A 23642-nucleotide genomic window follows, 5' to 3' on the forward strand; every position below is an offset into this window, starting at 1 on the left:
CAATATTCTTCATCGCAATCCTCCTCTTAAAGGCCCTGATGGCACCTCAAAGGCGAAAATCCGTTAGAAGTAAGCCGGAATAAATCTTTTTATTTCTGAAAGCCCCGGATATAATTCACAGGATGCCGAAGAGATTTTGCAGCGAGGGCCTCGTACTCATCTCAAGCCCTCCTTACTTCGGCCAGCTTTTTCCTTATCTCGTTTCACGTATTGCTTTCTGTTTCTATTGTCCGCACGGATGTTGAGACGCTTTTCATCTTCTACTTCTTAAAGCAACTTTTTTGCGAGGCTAAGAATGTCCTTATCTGTAAGTCCATCTCGACGCTCAGGTTTTACGCTGGTCGAACTTCTGGTGGTGATTGCCATCATTGGAGTTTTGATCGCCTTGCTCTTGCCAGCCGTTCAGCAGGCGCGCGAAGCGGCTCGGCGGATCCAGTGCAACAACAAGATGAAGCAGTTAGGCTTGGCACTGCACAACTACCACGACACCTATCAAAAGTTCCCTGCCGGCGCTCAAATGGGCGATGGTAAGACGGTGAGTTGTACGACCTCAGGACGTGGCATTCCTTGGACCGTCGCCATTCTTCCTTTCTTGGAATTGACGAACCTATACGATCAGGTCGACATGACGGCCGAGTTCGTTTCCTCGAATGCCGAATCACCGACCAGTGGTGCGAACCGAAACGTATGGAAGACATCGGTTGAGGCGTTTCATTGCCCATCGTTTCCAGCGGAGGCTGTTGATAAGAATCACACCAACTACTACGGCGTGATGGGTGGTGGCGATACGTCGCTTGGCAACTGCCAATCCAGCAATGCCGGACGACGATTCTATATCAACGGTATCTTGTTCCAGAACTCGCGGACAAACTTCGCAAGCATTGTCGACGGTAGCTCCAATACCTTCCTGGTCGGCGAATCACGCTATCAACTATTGGATGGCGGACGCGGCGACTCGCACTGGTTGGGCTGGGCATCGACCAATCGTGGTGGTGGTTCGGCGACAACCGGCAATCTGGCAGCTGCGCAGATTCAAATCAACAGCTGTGCTGGTAACTGTAACGGTGATCGGTACGACACCACCTTCGACAGTGCAGGTGGTAGTTACACGGTTCCTGGCGGCTTGGGCCAAGGTCTGCACCAACGAACATTCGGCAGTTATCATCCCGGCGGATGCCTCTTCCTGCTGGGTGATGCTTCGGTGCACTTCCTGAGTGAAACAATGGATTTGACGGTCTACAGAAACCTGGCAATTCGCGACGACGGCAATGTCGTGTCAGTCACGAATTAGGTCTTAGGCCGCGTCTACTTTGTTCCTAACTTCGGCTCTGTTACCACAGGAATGCCATGCGATCTCTTTCTTCACTCCGAATCTATTCCGGCGGCGTGCTTGCCCTGGCAGCGTTGCTGTTGGCCGGGTGCGGAGCCGAGAAGGCATCTGACGTCTTCTCGGTTTCGGGCAATATCACGTACGACGGAAAGCCAATCCCTAAAGGCAATATCTCCTTCGCGCCTGACGCCTCGCAAAACAATCAAGGCCCAGGTGCATCCGCGGAAATCAAAGATGGCAAGTACGAAATGATGCCGGGCAAGGGCATCAGCGGTGGACCCTACGTCCTTGTTATCAACGGGTATGATGGCGTGCCCGTCGCCAGCGGCGAAGGGGGCATGGATCCGAACGGAAAAGTGCTCTTCGAGTCGTATCGAATGACTGTCGATCTTCCTAAGGAGGATTCGCAACAGGATCTCGAGGTACCTAAGCAGAAGTAATTCTGCTGCCTGGCCAAACTGTTCATCACCATAAGCAGCTCCCATGAACCCGTGGGACCTGCTTTTTTTGTTTAGACAGCGGACCGATTCGCTGGTACAGGCAAAGAATACAATGAACCTTTTGCCGGAAGTCGGTATCGAACCCATATCCCGGCAGCCGGCACTTCCGCTGGCCAGTCGAATCACGTAAAACAGGTCTCTGAAACGATTTGCCCTCGTAGCTCAGGGGATAGAGCGACGGTTTCCTAAACCGCAGGTCGGAGGTTCGATTCCTCCCGGGGGCACTTAGTCGTCTACCGGCGCGTTCTTCCCAGACCATGTGTAGCTTATCCGCCTGGGACACTTTTTGGCCTGACCAAGCCAATTCTATTACCGACACCGCACGTCCTTCATCAAAGCGGCGGTGAACGAGAAGCCTTTGTCGATGAGGGTAGAGTCCGGCTTTTCGAGCCGAACTAAAAAAAATGCCCCCGGCACACGGCATTAAATCCGTGCACCGGAGGCACCCTTGGAGTTGGCCCGTTACAGCATAAAGTTTGACTGCTGAACGGCTGCCCTTGCCCACTCGTTTCCCTGATTTCTAACTTACTGACATTTTCCCGGTTCAACAGGAACGCAACCGGCACGCTCGGAGACACCTACCTCTTTGCTTGCTCAAATCCAATTTTCTGTCCTATTTCTACGAAACGACAATTTTGGTGTCACATTATTCACGTCTTTTTCGCTTATCTACTTAGAGGCACGACGACAGCACATCATCCAGTTCATCGATCGTGAATGCTTAATTGAGTTGTGATGTGTTGAGTAATTTGAGTTTCAGCGGTTGGGGTTTTCACCTTGTGGTTTGTTAGGGGAAACGCCAATAAAGTCTCTTGAAATTGGTTGCTCACCGGAACTTCGCAAATCTTAACAAGGGCGCAATAGCTACCCTACACATGGCCAATACCGGCCCCCACTTGGCAGGTTGTCACCATTGGCAACCGTGAATACAGTGACACAGGCATCGAACGCGTGTGAAGTGAATCACCTTCGCTCGATCGACCGCCGGGACAGGAAAGCTTACGAGGAACAATGAATCGAGCTTACGCGTGTAATCGAGATTTCTTGCGGCATCTCCGATTGCAAAACGGGTGGACGCAGGCCGATTTGGCCAAACGAGCAGGCTACAGCGAGCGATTGATCAGCAAAGCCGAGGCTGGTGTTCCTATTGCGCGAGACACCATTGTCGATCTCGCCGATGCGTTCAGCGAGATCAATGAAGAGCCGATCTACTGGGAAGACCTTGCCAGCGATCCGATCCAGCTCGCGCAGCGCTATCTCGACACGATTCATTTTTACCAGAAGGATTCGGTCGACCATCTTCTCGACTTCCTCGACCAGGATGTTGTCTTTCGAATTGCAGGCGATCCTGCTCAAATCCCGTTTGCGGGTGAGCATTCTGGGATCGATGGCGTCCGTAAGTTTTTCGACATCTTTTTTACGGTCCTCGAGGTTCCCAAAGATCACGACTACAACCAGCATTATCAAGTGATGGGACAAGGTCCCAACGCGATCATCTGGGGCGAATCTTGGATACACCCCATCGGGCAACCGATGGATCAGCCGATTCGCGTTTCCAACTTGCTCGTGTTTCGGCGGGGAAAATTAGTGTTGCTCGATGACTGCTACGACACGGCGGCCGGGGCTGCTCGCTTGAACGGCTCCTCGAAGGGGTAATCCGGATTGGCTTGTGAGGGGATTATTGCCCTCGTTCCAACTCGTCTCTCAGTCGGTGTTCTGCTTCGCGGATCTCACCGGTCGGATCTTGCTCTGCAAAGTCTTCTGTCTCAAAGATGGGACGTATCTCGACGTCTGACTCTTCTCCTTCGGTCGGGCATGGACAGCGTTTTAGCCAGTCGATCGCTTCCTGCATCGAGTCGACTTTCCAGATCCAATATCCGGCAATCAATTCTTTGGTTTCCGTGAACGGGCCGTCGATCACCGTCCGCTGGTCTCCGGAGAAACGCACGCGAACTCCCTGAGAACTAGGCTTCAGACCTTCTCCGGCTTGCATCACCCCAGCGGCAACTAACTCCTCGTTGAATTTGCCCATTGCCTGTAGCAGTTCGGCACTGGGCATAGCACCAGCTTCCGAATGTTTCGACGCTTTCACGATGACCATAACTCGCATAGGAACTTCCTTTTTTTTTTGGATGAAAACCTTCGTGGGAAACTCTAAACTCACCCGATAGTCGTTCGACACGCTCGATAATCGACAAAGGGTACAGAATTCTTTGCGATTGATCTCCTCTCACTTCAAGGAATCTCATCGTGACCGCCTTCAAACCGGAAAGCTATAACTCTGCATCTCCCTATCTGATTGTCAAAAGTGCCGATGCCACCATCGAATTCCTCAAGCAAGTTTTCGACGGAAAGCCACTCCGACGTATTCCCCGAGAAGATGGAGGCGTTATGCATGCCGAAGTACGCATTGACGATTCGGTGATCATGATGGGGGAAGCAGCTGAACATTGGCCTGCGGTCAATTCGCATGTGCACGTTTACGTACCGGACGTCGACGCAACCTACCAGAAGGCACTCGCCGCAGGCGGAACCTCCATCATGGAGCCGATGCAAAGAAGCGAAGAAGATGACAAGCGGGGCGGGGTGGTCGACCCCAACGGCATCAGTTGGTGGATTGCCACCCAGCCTGGTTAGTCATCCAGGCTCGATGATTCCATTGGTGCTTTCGTAAGCGTCACAAGCTTTAGCCGTACCACCACGGAATGAGAATCACGCACATGACCAGCACCAAGAACGTGAACGGCGTTCCGATTTTCAGATAGTCGCCAAACTTATACTCACCTGGCCCCATCACCAACGTGTTCACCGGGGAGGCCACTGGAGTCATGAACGCGGCCGAGGCTGCAATCGCGACCGTCATTACAAAAGGATACGGTGAAACATCCAACTGCTTGGCAATACTCATGGCAATTGGGGCCATAAGAATGGCGGTTGCCGTGTTCGAGATGACCAGGCTAAAGCCAGTCGTCAGCACAAACAGGACTGCGATCAACACATGCGTTCCTGCCCCGTCCAACGTGCGCATCAAGAAGCTGACGGCCATCTCGATGCCATGAGTTTTCTCAAGCGCGATTGCGAATGGCATCATTCCGACGATCAGGAAGATACTTTGCCAACGGATCGACTTGTAAGCTGTTTCGACATCCAAGCAGCGGAACAGTCCTAGAAGTAGGCAAGCGATCAAAGCGGCAATCGCATTGGGCACGATGCCTGAAACCATCAGCACAATCATGACGGCTAGAGATGCAAGTGCCCATGGTGCTTGCGAGTGGGCAGGCGCGATGTCATCACTTTCCACCGGCATCGAGAGAACTAAGAAGTTTCGCTTTTGCGTCCTCAGATAATGGATCTGTTTCCAAGGACCGATCACCAACAGGATATCACCAGGACGTAGTTTTTCGTCAGCGATGGCACCCGTAATTGCTTCTCCGCCTCGCCGTAACCCAATGACGCTAAGCCCGTGAATGGTGCGGAACTGCTCTTCTACAATCGTGCGCCCAATCAAGCCTGACTCAGGCACCACAGCCACTTCCGCCATCCCGACATTTCGAGATTGTTGACTGAAGTAGGTCCCCTCGATTGGCAAGACGACGAGTCCGAGTTCGTCGACAAACTTCTCCAAATCGTTCTCGGGATAGACCAAATCGGCCAGCAGTACGTCACCCGGACGAATCTCGGTCTGCGAGATCGGATTGAGCAAATAGGTCTTCCCGCGACCTTGACGCTCGATGCCAATCAAGTTCACGCCGTTGCGCTGCCGCAGATCGAGTTCGCCCAGCGTTCGTCCTACGAGCTCGGAAGAGTAGGGAACCTGCAAACGAAAGGCACGGTTTTGCAGCTGATACTCATCGATGAACGACTTGAGGGTTCGCCGACGAGAATTCGACATCGTCGTTAAGCTTTTGGCCGTCAACCAATGCCTTGCCAACAGCATATAACCGACGCTCACTACCAGGATCGACAGCCCCATCGGCGTAAACGAGAAAAAGTTGAAGCCCTCGCGTCCTTCACTTTTAAGAGCACTATCAACAATCATATTGGGCGGCGTCGCCACCAGTGTCATCATCCCGCTGATCAATCCTGCGACACTAAGCGGCATCATCATGCGTCCAGGATGAATATTCAGGCGCGACGTCACGTTCAGCACGACAGGGATGAAGATCGCAACGATCCCTGTCGAACTCATCACGCTTCCTAGCAATCCAACACTCAGCATGAGCAGAACGACTAGCTTCGCTTCGCTGCTACCGGCTTTTCGGGCAAGCCATTGGCCGACCTGCAGCGCGATTCCAGTCCGCGTGATCCCTTCGCCGATGACGAACAACGCCGCGATCAGTACGACGTTCGGATCAGAAAAGCCTGCGAACGCTTCGGGTACGCTAATAATGCCAAAGACGGGCAGCGCAACCATGGCCGACAAAGCCACAATATCCATGCGCGGCCAGTCGAGAATGAACAGCACGATGCATACCAGAAGCAGTCCAAGTACGACCGCCAAATCCCATGGCATCGCTTTTTACCTTTCCCATCACCAACGGTCGAAGCAATCGGAATTAACCTTCCTTTTCGACCGGGTGTCCTTCCTTGTTGATGGAATAAAAGTGCACGTCTTGTTGCGGGTACGGAATCGAGATGCCAGCTTCATCAAAGCGCCGTTTTACTTCTCGTGTAACTTCCGTCTTCACCTGCCACCAGTCCGAGGTCTTCGCCCAAGGCCGGCAAACAATATTCACCGATGATTCGCCCAGGTCGTGCGTGACGACCTGTGGCTCTGGCTTCTTCAAGACTTTCTCGTGACCGTTGACGACATCCAGGATGATCTGTTCCGCCTTCTCGAAGTCGTCGTCGTACCCAATGCCAAATTCCATATCAACACGGCGCGTGTGGTTGGCGGTAATGTTGGTGATCACGTTGTTCCAGATTTCGTTGTTGGGAACATAGATCGTCTGGTTATCGAACGTTTTGAACCGCGTTGAAACCAGGTTCATTTGATCGATGACGCCTGTGATCCCGCCGGCGGTGACGACATCCCCGACATCGAACGGCCGATTCACGAGGATCATTAAGCCACTGGCAAAGTTGCTGAGTGTCCCTTGGAGCGCCAAACCAACGACCAGACCAGTCGCCCCGATCGCGGCAATCACGGGAGTAATATCGATCTCTAACGCCGTCAAGGCAATCGCGAAACCGATGACCAGCACAATATCCTTAATCATCCGAGCAATCAGTTGCTCAGCGAGCTGGCTGAGCTTCAGCTTTTTCTCAAGAAGCCAATTTGTGACCCATTGAACGATTTTCGCAACCACCCAACTGATCAGAAGGATCAAGAGAAACTTGGCAACATTCCAGAACAGCCGTTGACCACCCTCTTTGGAAAGAAGCCAGCCGGTTATTGCTGCCCAGGTAGCCTTCGCGTCGGACGTATCTACATCAATACCCGATACTGCAAGGATGTACTTGCGGTATTCTTCGACGTCGCCTCCCTTCTTTTCGAGCGAATACAAAACGACTTCCAGTCGGTCGACAAGCGCAGCCCTTTGATCCTGGAGCGAATTGATATCATCTAACAATCGATCCTTTGTGTTGGCCGCAAGATCGACGTTCATGGGGTCTTCTTCGGCCTCCGCCTCGTCTGGGTTGGGCTCGACATTCACATCGGGTTCGTCTTCAATGCCCAATTTTTCCTGGGCGGCATCCGTGATCTCCTTAGCTTCCTCTTCGACGAGTGCCTCGGCTTTGTCCTTCACTTCCTTGGCCTGTTCGAGCAGGTGCTTTGCCGCACTTTCATCCCCGGCCGCCATCGCCTCGTTGGTTTTCTTGACTCCCCGCTGCACAGCCGAGATCTGCTTGCCTTTGGTGACCAGCAGCTTGAACCAAGTTTCCGCTTCCCCTTCAAGCTCTTGCTTGGTCAGTGGCTTGACCATGATCTTGAGCTGATCAAGCGGGATCTCAAGATCGACCGTCGTTATCGGGACATATTTCTCTTCAGCAGGATTTTCATCTTGTGCCCAGAGTGGCATCGCTATGGCAGTTGCTAATAGCAGACCAATTGCCAAGCATCGAAACGGCATTTCGCACTCCCCCAATCAACGCGGTTTTCAAAGATAGCCCCGTCAGCGAATTTTCAGAACCAAGATATTTGCGAGGCTTGCCTCCATCTTGTGAGTCTTCGCCTACCGATGCAACCCTTGCTCAGGGCTTCAACTCTTGGTCTCGGCCTCGGGTCCTTTCCAAAGTTCTTCTTGCGTTGATAAATGAGCCGTTATCCATCGTGTATAGGCGAAGAGGTAGTCGCTCAGGCGATTTGCAAATGCCAACACCCATGGCTCAATCGGTGAAAGTTCGTGCCGGCGAACCAGGACACGTTCCCATCGACGGCAAACAGTTCGCGCGACATGAGCATGCGCGCCCAACATGCAATCGCCAGGGATGGTGAAGCCATCGATCGCATCGAACGTCTCTCGATACCGGTCAATGCGATCTTCCAGAAACGTCACTCGGGGATCGCTCGTCGCGTCATAGCTCTGGGCATCAGACGCAGGAGGCTTAGCACTCGCCAGTACGGCTCCGGCCTCGTAGAGAGTATTTTGAATCTTCCGAAATATCTCATCCGTCTCCGCAGCAATTTTTGAGTTGGGGCGTGTACGGGGATCAGTGGCATAAGCCCGAACCACCCCCAAGAAGCTGATCAACTCATCCGATTCGCCGTACGACTCGACCTCTAACGACGACTTGGAAACCTCAACTCCGCCAGCCAAGGCAGTTGAGCCTCCGTCACCGGCTCGTGTATAGATTCGATGGATGTGAATCGACATGGAGCTGCTCCACGGGTAAAACTGAGAACCTATCCTTTTCCCCATCATCGCAAATGGGCCCGTCTAAGAAAATGGCGGCCACCGAGGAACGGTCAGCTAGATGGACCTGCAATCCGTTACGATAGTCAGTCTGATACTGACTTCGATCCACATTCTGGGCATTTTCGCCGCGATCGATGCGATCATGAAGTCACGGACTTCCCAGGGTGCGATTGCCTGGATGATTCTGCTGATCCTGGTCCCGTATGTCGCGTTTCCCTTCTATTGGATCTTCGGCCGCAGTAAGTTTCAGGGGTACGTCAATACGCGGCGAATTCGGGCCAAGGACATTAAGGAAAACACGCAAACGTTTCGGGCAGTCGACCCCGCCGTAGTTGCCGACTTTCATGAGCAGCCTGAAAAGCTCGTCCTGGAACGCTTGGCCGACTTCCCCTACACGCACTCGAACGCAATTCGACTGCTGGTCGACGGGGAGGCAACCTTCGATGCAATCTACGAGATGATCTCGGCTGCCTCCGAGTATGTTTTGTTTCAGACCTATATCTTTCGCGAAGATGGCGTCGGTAGGCGATTTACCGAGTTGCTGAAACGCAAAGCGAAAGAAGGGGTCGCCATCTATTTCCTTTACGATGAAATCGGCAGCTATCAATTGACTCGCAAGTTCCTGCATGAACTACGCGAGGCAAGCATTAACGTTCGACCTTTCCACACCACCCGTGGCAAAGGCAATCGGTTTCAGCTGAACTTCCGCAATCATCGCAAGATTATCGTCGTCGACGGCAAAGTTGCCGCGGTCGGCGGACATAACTTTGGTGACGAGTATCTCGGTTTGTCGAAGCGATTCGGCCCATGGCGTGACACGCATATGCGTATTCAGGGTCCGGCCGTTCAAGCAGTGCAGTGGTCGTTCATGGAGGACTGGTATTGGGCTTCCGGCAGCAGCTTGAACGTTAACTGGGAAGAAGAACCGGCTGAAGATGGCAACGAGGTGGCGTTAGTTATTCCGATGGGGCCAGCCGACACGATCGAAACGTGCGGTCTGTTTTTCGTTCACGCGATCAATTCGGCCGAGAAGCGGATCTGGATTGCCTCTCCCTATTTTGTTCCAGACAAGCAAGTGATCTGCGCACTGCAGCTAGCAGCCCTTCGCGGGTGCGACGTGCGAATCATGCTCCCAGAGCGTCCCGACCACTTGTTAGTTTATCTCTCCAGCTTTCACTTCATCTCGGAAACGGCGATCGCGGATCGCATTACGTTCTATCGCTATCAACCTGGCTTTCTTCACCAGAAGGTCATCTTGATCGACGACGAGATGGCCGCAGTCGGTACTGCGAATCTTGATAACCGCTCGTTTCGCCTCAATTTCGAAATCATGGTGGCGGTCGTGGGCGGAGAATTCGCTCATGCTGTCGAAGCAATGCTCTTGGAAGACTTCAAACATTGTCGGGAAGTCGATCCGCAAGAGATTCAAAAACGTTCGTTCTGGTTTCAGCTTGCCGTGAGTGGTTCTCGGTTGATGTCGCCGATCCAATAGCCTGCTAGCAGCAGCATTAACCGTAACATCGGCAAAGTTTACTTAACCGGAACCTGTCTGACGTCCGAAAACGAGAAGGTGGCTTTGTCTTCATCAGCAGAGGGCAGGGCACGCCAATCGTACCTTGTGGAACTGCCACTTAGATTTTGCGGACGGATATCATGCCAGCATCGCTTCGCCCCAACTTGCTCGCGACTCTCACCCTCGCGACGACCGTTAGCATGACCGGATGTATTTTCCCGTTCACCCGGTCAAATGATACCAAGCTGGCAGAGATTGTCGCAGAAGACGCACAACCACAAGCCGAAAAGGAAGTTGCCGCCGCGCCCAAGCCGCAAGGGGAAAAGAAGATGCCCCCGTTTGCGCGTTTCCTAGGTGGAATGTTCGGTGGTGAAAGCACCCCGCAATCTGAACCGGAACCGGAACCGGATCCGATCACCACAACTGCTGCGGAACCAACCCAGCGTGTCGCAGCCGTCCCAGTCAAGTCGACAGCTCCAGAGCCGAGCACCGTTCTGCCCGCTCAAGAATTGGTAGAAGCAAAGCCCCAGACGCCAATCTTCAATCCACCGAACAACCAAATGCCGGTTGTGGTAACTCCGGAAACGAATCCTATGGCAGACAAGCCAGATGTCGTTTCCAAGTTCACCCAAAAGGCAACGCAGATGATCGAGTCTCCGCGACCCGAGGTCGTTGTCCAACCAACAGTTACACCACAATCGCAGCCCCAGCCGCAACCCGCACCACAAGCAGTTCCTGCCCCGCAGGTTGCCAAAACGACGCCCGTAAAACTAGGCGACGAGGCTCTGGATGCTCATGCCCGAGCACCATGGGGCGAGAAAAAGCTGCTTGAGAAGGCCATGGCCAATAGTTCAACCAACAGCACAACGCTTGAGCACTCCTTGGAATTGGCGTTGGAAACCGTGCGGCGAGAGCGACTTGGTGAAGGGCCAGCCCCAACGACTCAACCGGCAACTCCGAAACCAGAAATGACCGCCCATGTCGAAATCGAAGAAACGCCTTCCGTTCCGGCTCAGACAAAGTCCGCACCGCCATCGATGAAGGTCGCCGCCAACCCACTTCGCACTTCCAGTACGAAAACCGATTGGTCAGGCAGTTCACTTCGCAATAGCCAGCCGCAAACCATCGTGAACGACAAACTCGCTACGTATCCGAAGACCGACTCAAAATGGTCGCCTAAGCAGGAACAAAGTCAGCCGGCAGCGGAAGCCGTTGCTAAACAGGAAGAGCCTGCGGTGGAACCTCAACTTACGGTTAACCCGTATGCGAAGACTCCAGCAGAAGCAATCGCGGCAACACCGAATCCAGGCCCACAACTGGTCGACAACTCAACGGCAGCCGCCAAGACCGCAGAAGAGACACCGAGTACAACCGATGACATTCACTTTCAGTCGTCGCTTTTAAGCAAGCTGCAAGCGGCAAACCGTCAGGCCAAATGGGATTTCGAGACCACACCGCAAGAAACAGTGCCCACGGCTGAAGTGGCTAAGAAGCCAGAAAATGTCATGCCGCAGATTGTGGAAAAGGACGCCGCTCCTGAACCCGAGCTTCCTCTGGTTGCCACCAAGGAAACGGAACAGCCAACTGCCGAACCTGTCCCAGCCGAGCCCAAGACGACCATTAACCCATCGGTCGCTCAGGCGGAACCGAAAGAAGAACCTCAGGTGATCAAGCCGTTCATTATCGCGGAACCAGCACGAGCCACACCGGCTCGCGGTGGCTTGATTCGGGCAGCTACGCCCCAGCCGCTGGTTGTGGAGAACCAAGCCGGCAACCAGCAACAAGTATCGCCACAAGCTCCCAAGCAACTGCCGACTCTTGCTCCTGTCATACGAGCCAGTGACTACCAGAAGCCCTTACCAAGCAAGGGCGGCTCGAAGACTTACATTGTCAACTAGAGCTCAGCCCAATGCACATCGGCGCGTGTGAGCAGTCGGTCTGCGACAGGAATGTAATCGGGACGGTTGTCGATCAACAGTCTTGCGGCATCTCGCAAGGGGATGTTTCCGCCCGACTCCATCCAGATAACCTTAGGCAGTTTGGTTCCCAGCGGAGAACTACCGGCCAGGTGAGGAGCTGAAGTCGTCACCGTGCTATTGTCAGCCACCGACTCGGGCATAAACATCAGTCGCGAGACGGCTGGGCCTAGCTGAGTAAGGCGACAGCTGGACGAAGCGACGCGTTGCTTCCAGTCTGGTCCGTCTTCCAAAGAACTGAGGAACTGACTCTCGCTTCCTTCTTCTGAAGCATTGCGGCGTGCCAGGTCCTTGCCACACTCCATCATGACAGCAATAAGCTTGTTGACGCCGTTCCGTTCTTCGTGCAGCAAGTTGCAAAGCCCGCCATGCTCGGAATTCAGGATGTTGTCAATCTGGTTCTCCAGGACCAAAAGCTTCTCTAGAAACTTCGGGTCCTCCATCAGAGAAGTATCATCCAATGCCATCCGCTCGCGGGCCTTCATCTCGGCCATCTCTAAGCTGACGATTGTGTTTTTGATCCACATGTTGTCACGCATGATGGCGGTACGCAGATGCTGAAACACCTGACAGGTCGCCAGCACAATGACACTGTGGGTCCGCAGCAAAGCGTAATTGAGCCATAATGCTCGGAGCTCTGACATGCCGATCCGTCGATCTATTCCGCGTTTCGACGTTTGGTGAATTACCGGGAATAGGGCAGTTCTTACTTTTTCGACTTCCTGTTCGGTTCGATCGCCCATCGCACGGACTTTTTCTTCCAGTTCACTCAATCGCTGATCGACGACGACGGAAAGCTGTCTCACGCCTCTCACGCGGAACGAAGACTCATTGAGAATCAAATGAATCTGTTCGAGCACCTTCTTCTGATAGTGCGCCGCAATCTGACGGATATGCGGAGCGATTTCCGAGTGCAACGAAACGGCGATCAGCTTGCCTGGTTCGGCTTCCATGTTCGAGAGGCCGATCAACTGATCGAGCGAATCGAGGACGTGAATGGTCATCTCGGCAGATGAAGGCGGGATACGAGAGGAACTAATCTCATTGGCAAAGCGACCGACCGTTTCGCTGAAATAGTCTTCTGGTCGACCACCAATTTCGTCTTCCACTACCTGAGTGACCATGTCGATCACGCTCTCGAGACCGAACTCGCAATCCTGGAAGATCTTGGCCGAGCGAAGATCAAGGAGCCTTTGATAATGATCTGCTCGGGACGAATCCTTTGGATCGGTATCGTTTAAGTGTGCGAGTTTTCGTTGCTCTTTCTCGCCATGTCCCGTTCCGTGCCAGCGATGCAGCAACTCCATCGTGTAGCGAGCTGCTGCCAGATCGAGATGCCCGCTCGAGCATAACGCCTTACCAGCGAAAGCCCAGGCCGAAACAGATGGACCAGTGCCTTCACTCGATTCTTCCGAATCTCGAGAACGCTGAGCAACTTCGCGGCCTTCGTACACGTTCATGTACAGCAGGTCGGCAAGGTCGTGAAGATCGACCGGCACATTCCTTGCTTCAGAACCGCCTGTCTCAAACATCGTGATCTGTTTCGAGATCTTTTCGGTCCAGCGCTGCGGCGGTATTTTCGTGACGGCGTCGCCAGGATACTCACCGGTGACTTGGAAGTGATATAGCTCACGCAGACACGCATAGGTGTTGCAGCGTGCGAGGTCTTGCTGTTCGGTTCCGTTGGGCGTTGCATGAATCAGCCAGAGCGAAACGTCGTCGACGCTGCCGCCGAACTCTTCGATGACCTCTTGCGCCAGTGCGAATGCGTCCCAAACCATACCACTGCCGGTTCCACCGCTACTGCTCATGACAAGCACGATACGCGGCTTCTCTTGCCACGCGAAGTGTTCGTTGCGAGGATCCATGTTGCCCCGAGCGAGATCAATCGCATCGGCCAAGGCATCGCGGATCTGCTCTCGCAGACGCCCCGCGTGATCAGCAAACGCAAGTCGGCCCAGCGGACGCATGCCTTCCGTTTTCAGGGACAATGGAATGTTGTAAAGCCAACGCCGGCTCATCGACTTGGTCAAATGACGCGAGAGGTTGCGATATGCCTGAGGGCGGCGCAGCGGCATTTCCACGGTCGAAAGGGAAGGGGTTCCGGCTGCGGCCCCGAGTTGCCCGGTGCTCTGCACCAGGTCGGTCGTATCCGTATCAATTGCCACACAACGGCACCAATGCTGTTCTGTATGCGTGCCAACAAGCTCCAGACGGCGATCCACAAAGTGACGAATAATGCGACTTCCTAAGCCACCGATACCTAGAACCACGCTGGGACGTAGCTCGCGTTGGTCGCGATTATCGGCAAACGGAGGAAGAACGCTTTGCTTGCGAGGCGTTATCTCCTCCCAAATATCGCCTGACCGTGTTTGCCGTGGTCGGCTATCCTGGCTCAAGCGGATCGTTTGAGGATCGATGTCTCCTGAAGATTGTTTGGAGTCACTCGACTCGGTGTCGTTGCAGCTGATCGTCTTTGTGTCGGTCTTGGAGGACTCGACCGGTTCATACGCACCACTACGTACCTGGGGAAGGTGGGCAATACTATCGGCGTCGATCAACGCCCTGATCATTTCTGCGCAATTGCGATAGCGTTCCGTTGGACTTTTCGCAAGCGCCTTGGACAGGATGTCTCGATCACGCGGAGGAAGCGTGTTTAGCCGCGGTGGACTATTAAGATGCTGGGCGGTCAACTGGGCCAGGTTGCGACCAGGGAAGGGAAGGGTGCCGGTCAGCATCTCCTGGTAAACAATAGCCAAGCTGTACTGATCGCTCTGCCGCGTCGGCTGATCGTTGAACACTTCAGGCGAAGCGTAGAGTGGTGTCAGGCCGGCCATCATCGAGGCCGTCACATCCTGGATGGATTTGACCAGGCCAAAGTCGGCAACCTTGGCATGATTGCCGATAATGAGCAAGTTCTCGGGCTTCACGTCCAAATGCTGAAGCGAATGAACATAAGACATGTAGTCCAACGCTTCAGCTGCGTCAGTCATGTATCGCAGCAGTTCATCACGAGGAATGCCAGGAAGCCCCTCCTTGCGACACTCGTCGAAACGATCCTTCAAGCAGCAGTCGGCCAGTTCGGTGACGACCACCAACTGGGAATCGATCACATCGATCCGTTCCAAAGAAAGGAGAAATGGGTGGCGAAGGTCTTTGATTCGGTTGAGCGCCTTCAGCTCACGCGAGGCTCGGGCTTCGTCATGGAAACCGAACACCAACTTGACGGCCTTGGAAAGACCGCCGGGCGCATCGGCTCGCCAGACTTCGCCGTAGCCACCAGCTCCAATTCGTTGTACGAGACGATATCCGTCAACTTCTCGTACGTTTGTACTTGTCTCAATCGACACGATTAGGGACCTTATCTCGGCTCTGGGAGTGCGATCGTCGCAAGGGAATACCCAGTTGTATATTGGCACGCACTAATGCGTTTAGCTTTCACAAGGAACCTCGCTCCCAAGGAAGCGAGGCTTGTTAATGGACGTCCTTGTCCCCCGAACCATCAAGCATTGCTTCAGGCGGGAAAGCGAACTACCGCATGGAATCCCATCTGCTCCAAAGCCTGATTGTCCGGTCCACTGGCACCTGATTGGGCGAGTGCCTGGCAACCGGTGGACGAAATCTCCTGAATGAATTCGTGAATGCTATTGGCAACCGCTGGGCTGCGTGAAGTCGCCGACAAGGCACTGGCGGCAACCCCGATCATCGTGCAGTGCTCAAGCACATCCGAGACAATCGGCGGTTTGAATTGATCAATTCCCACGACGGCCAGATGAATGCCCATGCCACGCAGATCTTCGACAATTGGGTTATCAATCAAGTTGGCTTCCCAAACGTCGACCTTCGTTCCCAGAACGACTTTGAGCGATGAGCCAAACTTGGTTCGTATCCAGCCGACAGTTTCCAGCAGGTCTGGCCGCACAAAATCCGTTTGATCGAGTTCCAACAGCAGGAACCCACCTGTTTCCTGGCGTTCCTGAAGGGCAAACATGGCCGAAGTCTGCTGTAGCAATCGGAGCGGGTTCTCTAAGACAAGGGAACCTTTCAGCAGGCGAGTTTCTTCGTGACTTTGGTAAGCCTTACGAAACAGCGGGCACCAGTGCCCAACGGTCTTCTGTTCGCTGATGGATTGAATGGTTGCCAAGCCAGGATCGATACGCTTGAGCCCTGACCATTGATTGACAGTCCTTAGGGCCTGAATCAATAGATGGGGATCTCCTACCGGCCGGGCAGCTTGGGCGCGATCTTCCATCGCCAGGGTGACGGTCTGGCGAGTGGTCGCGTCCGAAGGACAGTGGAAGTCGAATTCAAAGTCGGCGATCGAAACCGTGTCGCCATCCACCAAAATGTGTTCGTCGATCTTCTCGCCGTTGATGTAAACGCCGTTCGTGCTGCGCAAATCGCGTATCAGGTAGCCGCTTCCGTGCCGGATAACTTCAGCATGCTCTCGCGAAACACGCCCCGACTCGACCGTTAAATTACAGGTCGCGTTGCGTCCGATGATGAACGGAAACTCGTCGAGTACCGTCTTGGTCGACCGTCCCGCGGCTGGATCAAGATACTCAAGGTAAATCGAGTCGTTTCCGATTTGTGGAAGCAGCTGCGTCTGCATTCGTCCTACCCTAATGCTGGCGTCTACTCGAAAACCGACACCGGACTGGAAGTACCCGCGTCGATCAGGAAAAGTCTTGTGAAAAGCTGCCACGTTGCGCTATTTGCTGCACTCCGCGGAGATTGGTGGAATAGTCACTCCCAAATCAAACATAGGTCATGAATGCTCTGCGTGACCGGAATTCTCTTCGGTTGGCCTCCAAAAAATAACGACCTTGCTGGAGAGGGGGCCACGCAAAAAACAACTTCTAGACTTGATTTGACCTCATCCCTGACGGTTATGAACTATCTTTTCAATAGCCGCGCGGATACCGCCATGCGCCGCCGGCTTCCATATTCTCTTTTCTGGGTAGCAGGTAGTTCTATGGTTTCACGCGCTCTGCGAATCGTCGTCGTCTCTGAGGACCGTCAGCACCTTCGCGATTGCTTCGACTTCTTTGTCGCTTGTGGATATGAGGTTGAAACGCGCTGCGACTCGGTTTACCGCGAGTCCGATTCGCCCCAGAAAAAGGATGTTTTGATCTACGACTACGATGGCAGCCAGTCGACCATCAGTCACAACAACCTATTCAAGATTGCCGTCGTTCCGGCAGATAAGACCGACCTGGTTGAGAAAGTCATTTCTGAGGCCGCCGACGATGTTGTTTTGAAGCCGGTCACCCCCGCTAAGCTACTTGTTCGAGTGAGAGCCGCCGCGGCGATACTCGAAGCAAGAGTAGCCGTTTCCCAGCAATTCGGGCGCAATCAGCGCAATCGCTATCCTGGCGAAGGCGCTTTTCTGGGAACCCTGCAAAACACGATCGAACAGATATCCGTTCACGGTCACTGCGTTTGCGCAACGCTGTTCAATGTTTCTAACTCGACTTCCGATCGTTATCGGGAATGGCTGACCGGCCTCGAGGCGACCGGACTTCCTGATTCACGCATCTTCGAGTTATCCGGCAATCGCGTTGCGGTGGTTACCCCAGCGTCTTCGCCCGATCAGGTGACCCACTGGGCGGCCGATCAGATGGCGCAGGCCTCAGTCCGCGATACCTCGCAGGCCGATGTTTCGCCGCTTAGTGTTTCAGGAAGCTTCGTGAGCACGCGTAACGAAGCTTCCACCAGCGAGCAAGTGTCGCTGCTGCTGACCGATCGTTTGAACCTGGCTTTGAGTCTGGGCGAAGGCCTTCTGGTCGATGATTCGTTGGAAAACGAGTGGCTGGCACAGCAACCCACGGGCAGTATCTTCGATGGCATGACCGCCGAGGATATCATGCAGCCCACGACGGTCCGTCTGAATGCTTCGGACAACGTCGAAAATGCGCTGGAGGCGATGCGACTGTGGAATGCGGACATTGCGCCGGTTTTCCAAGCCGACGGTACCCCCTGTGGTCTTATCCGCACGGATGATCTTGTCGAGATTGAAGACAAACAGCAGGCCATTGGACGCTACTGTTTGCCGAATATTCCCCAGGTTCGCTGTGATTCGACATTCAACGAGTTCGTCGCGTTATTCTCCTCGAACGATTCCTCCTGGCTGCAAGTCCTGCGAGAGGACACGCCGGTTGGTGTCATTCACTGCGACGACTTGACCTCGATGAATTCGCCTGTGATGGTTTCCCTGCCGTAAGCCAACGATACCTTCGGATCATAACGCGTGATGAAATGCATCTTGGTCGTCACGCTCAGGGCATTGGGCGTTTCGCTTGAAACGCTCCAGTTCTTCCCCTTCTAGACCGATACCGCGCAAAGCGATATGCAAGTGTGGCAAATTTGCGGCTGAAAGAATGAGGGATACTTAATCGTTCCCGGCCACCACAGTGAAGTAGCTTCCCACGACCAGGTCAAAGTACTCTGGCCGCATCTCCATCGGAAAGCCTTTGTAGACGCAGTAGTTTCGGATTTGCGTCAGTAAGTCACGCGGTTGGCAGCGTCGCAGCGGACGTTGATTGGGCGTGTAATGCTTGTCGATTAGATGCGTTACGGACTCTTCGTCGTAACGGCAACCAAACTGCTTCGTGAAGATCTGAAACAGCTTGTGGAACTCTTCGTGCGAAGCATCTTCCACCTCGATCTTGTACGGGATACGACGCAGGAACGCATCGTCGGTCAGATCCGAGGGCTCTAGGTTGGTGGAGAAGATGATCAGCTGCTCGAACGGCACCTGAATCTTCTTTCCGTTGGGCAATGCCAGGTAGTCGACTCGGTTTTCCAGCGGGACAATCCAGCGATTCAAAAGCTCTTGAGGCTGCATGCGTTGACGACCAAAGTCGTCGATCAGCAGACTGCCACAGTTGCTCTTCATCTGCAGTGGTGCCTCGCAGATGTTGTTGATTGGATCGAATCGAATCTCGAGACTATCCATCGTAAGTTCGCCACCAACAACGACCGTAGGACGCTGGATTTTGACCCAGCGATGGTCGAAGTTGTCATTCTTGATAATGCTGTTTTCTTCTTGATCGACCTTCTCATGGAAAGCCGCATCGAACAGCTTGATGTACTGGCCATCTTCGACAACGGTCCGTGGAATCCAGATTTCCTGTCCATAACAGGCCGTAATTCGCTTGGCCAGGGTCGTCTTGCCGTTACCTGGAGCACCATAAAGAAAGAGCCCAGCCCCGGAATTCACGGCTGGTCCCAAGCGGTCAAACATGCCTGGCTCGACGGAAAGTCCCTCGAACGCACGACGCAGGTCTTCTTCTTTCGGCGTTTCGTTGCGTACCGACTGGGCCTCGACCGAGGTGATGTAATCGTCGAGCGATACAGGTGCCGCACCGAAGTAGGCACACGAGTTCATGTAGGTCTGTGCTCGGCTGCGTCCCTGGTCGGTCAGGGTGTAGGTGTAGTCATTCAGCGGTGCAGAACCGCAGTGGGTGATCAATTGACGCGTACGCAGCGACGTGAGCAGCCCCTCGACCACGCCAAACGGAAGACAAATATGCTCGGCCGTCTTACGTCCGCTCAGCGATCCTATGTTCAGATAGAGCTTGAGGATGATCGATTCGACCAAGGTCGGCGACAACTGAGTGTCCTCAAGTGTCTTGGGTTCTTCAGGGCGAAAACCATCATCCGCTAGCAATGCCGCGAGAAGACCTGACTTAAGTTCGGTACCGGACATAGTTATGACTTCTGCAATATATGTAAGCGAAGAATGACTCGCCCGAGCAAGGCGCACGACACTTGAAAAGTCTAGGACGTGAAGGCGAATTGGCTCCGATTAAGTAAGGTTTTTGGGCGATTTTCCAAAATCTTGAAAATACCCAAACACCAGCTAGCGCCCTGGCAATTTCCCGCCTGATAACAACATCCCAAGTAAAACTTCGCGCTAGCAATCAACATGTGGTGTCTTATGACCTAGACTTTCTCCTGTGACGATAATAATAGGTACAACGGACGCGAAGTTTCATATTTCTTGCCGAGCCCTTTCATGGTAGGGTTCTGCAAATCACAAACTCACGCGAGTCAAAGTCATGGCCAACGAAAAAGCCAAACTGCTGCTAGAGAATTCGAACGATTACTTCGAGCGAATTTCCGCTGTCCAGGCCGCCCTGCAATTGGGGATGCCGATGGAGGAGATTGAAGACTACCTCGATTGGCTGCGACTGCTTCGTGCTGAGAAGTGCGAGATGGCAGCTGCCGGTTCGGCGAGCACTCCAGGAATCTAGCCGCCGGGGGGCTGTGAGAAACGGCCCTCAGAGAAATACCTTCTGCGAAGTGCTTCGCTTTCTACTGCTCTAGCTTCTTCAGCATCTCGATTGCTTGTCGAGCATTCTGCATCCCGCCAATCCGCTGAATGAACAATTGAACTCCAAGCAGTTCACTCGGCGATAGCAGATCTTGCCCGTACTCCATGAGAATCTCGAGTTCATGGGCAGGCAGGTTTTCGATCTCGACTCTTGAAAGCATGAAAGTATCCGATCCGTATCCAAATCTTAGCGGCAACTAACGAGATGTATCGGAACGAAACTGCTCGGTGGTTAGTGCCGGGATGCCCGCTTCCGCATTGAAACATCAGATTCTCAAGGGTTGATGACCACTTATCGGACTGATCGGTAAAACCTGTGCTTCCTGATAGCACGCCTGCAAGGCGTTGGAGCATTCTTTGCCCCTTGCATTCGCTCTTTACCACTTTTGCGGTTTGTCCTGCATCGTTGAATTAACCATTCCAACCCTAACATTTCCGCCTTGCGGCAGCTCGGGCAGGGGACTACCATTGCCCCCCGCTTGTTCTCTCCGTTCTGAAAGGATTCTGACGAAGTGAGTGCTCCTGAAGTCCTCGGCCAGTTTATTCCGCTGCACTACCACTATGACATGCTCCGCGACAATTACCGCATGACCTCGTTCCAGCAGGCCATTGCGGAAACCGTTCGCCCGGGCATGACCGTCGTCGACCTGGGGGGCGGGACAGGCGTTCTCTCCTATTTTGCGGCCATGGAAGGCGCCAACGTCTACTACGTCGAGCGGAATCCCGAGTTAGTCGAGGTCGCCCGACGCTTCCTTCGCATGAACAAAGTCGAAGATCGAGTCACGATCATCCACCAAGACGCCGCCACGTTCGTCCCGCCTGAGCCGGTCGACGTAGTCACGTGCGAGATGCTACACGTCGGTTTAGTGCGAGAAAAACAGACTGAAGTGATCGAGGCCTTCAAACGCAATTACTCGCAAAAACACGGCCCAAAGCTTCCTCGCTTCATTCCGGAAGCCACCATCCTGGCCATCCAGCCGGTGATGCAGAGTTACCAATTTGCAGGCTTCCATGCTCCGGTCCCGCTCTTTCAGCCGCCGTCGGCAGAGGTCGCTGGCACCCAGGAACTTGGTTTGCCGGCTGTCTACCAAACGGTCGTTTACGACGAAGCCTACGCGCACCAGGTCTCCTGGAAGGGGCTTTTGACGATGCAGCAGGGCGGAACCCTTAACGCCTGGCGGCTAGTCACCAAGAATGTGCTATCGGTATTGATCGAGAAACAATCGGAAATCTGCTGGCACAATCAATACCTCGTGATTCCGTTGCACAAACCACTGGAGGTCGCACCTGGCGACCGCGTGGAAGTGCAAATCGAGTATGCCTACTGCACAGAACTCTCGGATCTCTGGGACGGTATCTCTCAGCACATCGTTCCTCATACGATGGTCCGACGCGTCTCAGCCTAGTCCCATTCTCGTCTGGTATCGATTATGTCGATTATGAAAGGGATACGCATCGCTCATGTCGCGATGCGTCGATGGACATTGTGCTGATCTGACCTAGGTTTGGGTAGCTTTTCCGCTCCGCGGCCCGCTCTGAATTGCGCAACAGAGGCCGAGAAGCGACGGATTAGAGCCGCAACCCTTTCAGATCGACGTAAACAATGACCGCGAATCGACCGGGGACATTCGCCCTCTTTGCCTGGTTATGCCCCACCGTGTTGGGCCTGACTCTGGTAGCAATATCAGCAGCAATCGCTATGGATCCGTCCGGAGTATCGCTTCCGGTCGTTCTGGCCATCGCCGGCTTAGCTGTTTCGCTGGGACTGAGCATCGTTCAGAAGCTCTCTGATGGCCAGAGTTCTCAAAAACTGTACGACCAGCTCGATAATCTGGTGGCCATGTCGTCAGATGACTTGGATCCTGAGCGTTTTCAGCAGCAGCTCGCCCAGGCCAATCTCTCGGAGCGTGGCCAAAGAGTACTGATGGAAATCTGTCAGTCGATTGATCGAGACCGCGAAAAGATCTTCGACTTCCAGCAGAAATCTGCCAGCAGTGAAGTCAAGTCGCACCTGGCCGAAACCCGAGCCGCACAAATCAATTGGGTCATCGAAGGCCTGACCGAGCCGGTCTTGATGGTAAATCAATATGGTGAAATCACCTTGATGAATCCTGCCGCAGTCAAATTGCTGGGACTCGAGGATGTGGCCGTAGGGACTCCACTAGATAAGGGCTTGAGCTGTGACTCGCTCGTCCAACTGCTACACGAAACCCGTCGCCGTAAGCTGAAATCAACTCGCTTGGCCGAGATTGAACTGGAAGACACCGATAGCGAAAAGCACTGGTACCGCGTCACGGTGAATACCGTTTCGGAAGGAGAGCACGAAGGTGCTGCGGACTGTGGATTCGGTGCCGTCGCCGTTATGCGAGACATTAGCGGCTACAAGGCGATCCAGCGCCGCAACGCCGAATTTGTTTCGGCGGTTAGCCACGAAATGAAAACGCCGCTGGCCGGCATCAAGGCGTACACCGAGCTTCTCGCCGACGGAGAAGCGGAAGACGAAGAAACCCGCGACGAATTCCTGGGCGTGATCAGCGGCCAAGCCGATCGCTTGCAGCGACTGATCGACAACCTGTTGAACTTGGCCCGAATCGAAGCTGGCGTGGTGAGCGTCAGCAAGAAGCCTCGCTCGTTGAACGACTTGCTCGACGAGGCCGCTGCGATCGTTCAGCCAACTGCGGAACAGAAGCAAATCACCCTCAAAGTCGAGCTCAGCCCGATGTACTTGGGTGTGCTGGCCGATCGCGACATGATCCTGCAAGCAGCGATCAACCTGCTGTCCAACGCAATCAAATACACACCGGATGGTGGCAGCGTGACGCTACGTAGCCGGATGTCTGATCGCGAAGTTCACTTCGAGGTGGAAGACACCGGCGTCGGCCTGAGCCCGGAAGACTGCGAAATGGTCTTCGAGAAGTTCTATCGCGTGAAGAAAGACCAGAAGATGGCCTCCGGCACCGGTCTCGGCCTTCCTTTGGCCAAACACATTGTCGAAGACGTCCACAGTGGCACGCTTACCGTCAAAAGCGAATTAGGCAAAGGCAGCACGTTCATGATTGCCTTGCCCACTGTTCAAGTGATCGAACACGCGACCTAGTCGCGAAACACCATATACGTAGGAAGGA

At 53.9% G+C, this 23642-nt stretch carries 18 protein-coding genes and 1 tRNA gene; 11 read left to right on the forward strand and 8 right to left on the reverse strand.

All coding sequences use genetic code 11. The annotated features are described in order from the left end of the window. Positions 1 to 295: 295 nt before the first annotated feature. The 4 genes from PSR63_RS00630 to PSR63_RS00645 all read left to right on the forward strand — a co-directional run bounded on the left by PSR63_RS00630 (position 296) and on the right by PSR63_RS00645 (position 3486). The gene (locus PSR63_RS00630; RefSeq protein WP_274329837.1) at positions 296 to 1291 is read left to right on the forward strand and encodes a DUF1559 domain-containing protein; all 996 of its coding nucleotides are present in this window, start codon (positions 296 to 298) and stop codon (positions 1289 to 1291) included. 56 nt (positions 1292 to 1347) lie between these two features. Then, on the forward strand, positions 1348 to 1770 hold the full coding sequence (locus PSR63_RS00635) for a hypothetical protein (protein WP_274329838.1): 423 nt from the start codon (positions 1348 to 1350) through the stop codon (positions 1768 to 1770). A gap of 211 nt (positions 1771 to 1981) precedes the next feature. Further along, positions 1982 to 2054, forward strand: a tRNA-Arg gene (locus PSR63_RS00640). Between the two features lie 787 nt (positions 2055 to 2841). After that, positions 2842 to 3486 (forward strand): helix-turn-helix transcriptional regulator, encoded by a 645-nt coding sequence (locus tag PSR63_RS00645; RefSeq protein ID WP_274329840.1) that lies wholly within the window; start codon positions 2842 to 2844, stop codon positions 3484 to 3486. Positions 3487 to 3508: 22 nt separating this feature from the next. Here the strand turns inward: PSR63_RS00645 and PSR63_RS00650 are convergent, their stop codons facing one another. Next, the gene (locus PSR63_RS00650) at positions 3509 to 3940 is read right to left on the reverse strand and encodes a YciI family protein (RefSeq protein WP_274329842.1); all 432 of its coding nucleotides are present in this window, start codon (positions 3938 to 3940) and stop codon (positions 3509 to 3511) included. Between the two features lie 140 nt (positions 3941 to 4080). On the opposite strand from PSR63_RS00650, the gene PSR63_RS00655 reads away from it, so the two are divergent. Then, entirely contained in the window at positions 4081 to 4467 is a 387-nt protein-coding gene (locus PSR63_RS00655) for a VOC family protein (RefSeq protein ID WP_274329844.1), read from the forward strand. A gap of 49 nt (positions 4468 to 4516) precedes the next feature. On the opposite strand, the gene PSR63_RS00660 is transcribed toward PSR63_RS00655, so the two are convergent. From PSR63_RS00660 to PSR63_RS00670, 3 genes are all read right to left on the reverse strand, one after another. Further along, entirely contained in the window at positions 4517 to 6343 is a 1827-nt protein-coding gene (locus PSR63_RS00660; RefSeq protein ID WP_274329846.1) for an SLC13 family permease, read from the reverse strand. 43 nt (positions 6344 to 6386) lie between these two features. Next, positions 6387 to 7904 carry a mechanosensitive ion channel domain-containing protein gene (locus PSR63_RS00665; RefSeq protein WP_274329848.1) on the reverse strand — a complete coding sequence of 506 codons (1518 nt, stop codon included), beginning with the start codon at positions 7902 to 7904 and terminating at the stop codon, positions 6387 to 6389. A 129-nt stretch (positions 7905 to 8033) separates the two neighbouring features. After that, positions 8034 to 8648, reverse strand: a complete 615-nt coding sequence (locus PSR63_RS00670; RefSeq protein ID WP_274329849.1) for a cob(I)yrinic acid a,c-diamide adenosyltransferase — start codon at positions 8646 to 8648, stop codon at positions 8034 to 8036. 100 nt (positions 8649 to 8748) lie between these two features. On the opposite strand from PSR63_RS00670, the gene cls reads away from it, so the two are divergent. After that, positions 8749 to 10182, forward strand: a complete 1434-nt coding sequence (gene cls / locus PSR63_RS00675; RefSeq protein WP_274329851.1) for a cardiolipin synthase — start codon at positions 8749 to 8751, stop codon at positions 10180 to 10182. 161 nt (positions 10183 to 10343) lie between these two features. Then, positions 10344 to 12101, forward strand: coding sequence for a hypothetical protein (locus PSR63_RS00680; protein WP_274329853.1), 1758 nt, complete (start codon positions 10344 to 10346; stop codon positions 12099 to 12101). On the opposite strand, the gene PSR63_RS00685 is transcribed toward PSR63_RS00680, so the two are convergent. Beyond that, complete coding sequence (locus PSR63_RS00685; RefSeq protein WP_274329855.1) at positions 12098 to 15529, reverse strand: protein kinase domain-containing protein; 3432 nt, start codon at positions 15527 to 15529, stop codon at positions 12098 to 12100. The genes PSR63_RS00680 and PSR63_RS00685 overlap by 4 nt on opposite strands. 164 nt (positions 15530 to 15693) lie before the next feature. After that, the gene (locus PSR63_RS00690; RefSeq protein ID WP_274329856.1) at positions 15694 to 16791 is read right to left on the reverse strand and encodes an FHA domain-containing protein; all 1098 of its coding nucleotides are present in this window, start codon (positions 16789 to 16791) and stop codon (positions 15694 to 15696) included. Positions 16792 to 17154: 363 nt separating this feature from the next. Between PSR63_RS00690 and PSR63_RS00695 the strand changes: the two genes are divergently transcribed. Beyond that, positions 17155 to 18402 (forward strand): CBS domain-containing protein, encoded by a 1248-nt coding sequence (locus PSR63_RS00695; protein WP_274329858.1) that lies wholly within the window; start codon positions 17155 to 17157, stop codon positions 18400 to 18402. Between the two features lie 168 nt (positions 18403 to 18570). Here PSR63_RS00695 and PSR63_RS00700 read toward each other — a convergent pair whose 3' ends face one another. Beyond that, positions 18571 to 19890: an AAA family ATPase gene (locus PSR63_RS00700; protein ID WP_274329860.1), complete on the reverse strand. Its 1320-nt coding sequence runs from the start codon at positions 19888 to 19890 to the stop codon at positions 18571 to 18573. A gap of 352 nt (positions 19891 to 20242) precedes the next feature. Between PSR63_RS00700 and PSR63_RS00705 the strand changes: the two genes are divergently transcribed. Beyond that, positions 20243 to 20437, forward strand: coding sequence for a hypothetical protein (locus tag PSR63_RS00705; protein WP_274329862.1), 195 nt, complete (start codon positions 20243 to 20245; stop codon positions 20435 to 20437). A gap of 61 nt (positions 20438 to 20498) precedes the next feature. Here PSR63_RS00705 and PSR63_RS00710 read toward each other — a convergent pair whose 3' ends face one another. Beyond that, positions 20499 to 20678, reverse strand: coding sequence for a hypothetical protein (locus PSR63_RS00710; RefSeq protein WP_274329863.1), 180 nt, complete (start codon positions 20676 to 20678; stop codon positions 20499 to 20501). Positions 20679 to 21029: 351 nt separating this feature from the next. Between PSR63_RS00710 and PSR63_RS00715 the strand changes: the two genes are divergently transcribed. Then, entirely contained in the window at positions 21030 to 21923 is an 894-nt protein-coding gene (locus PSR63_RS00715) for a methyltransferase domain-containing protein (RefSeq protein ID WP_274329865.1), read from the forward strand. A gap of 293 nt (positions 21924 to 22216) precedes the next feature. Continuing rightward, on the forward strand, positions 22217 to 23614 hold the full coding sequence (locus tag PSR63_RS00720; protein WP_274329866.1) for a PAS domain-containing sensor histidine kinase: 1398 nt from the start codon (positions 22217 to 22219) through the stop codon (positions 23612 to 23614). Positions 23615 to 23642: the final 28 nt, after the last annotated feature.

Origin of the sequence: Bremerella sp. P1, from assembly GCF_028748185.1 — a bacterium.
Classification (GTDB): domain Bacteria; phylum Planctomycetota; class Planctomycetia; order Pirellulales; family Pirellulaceae; genus Bremerella.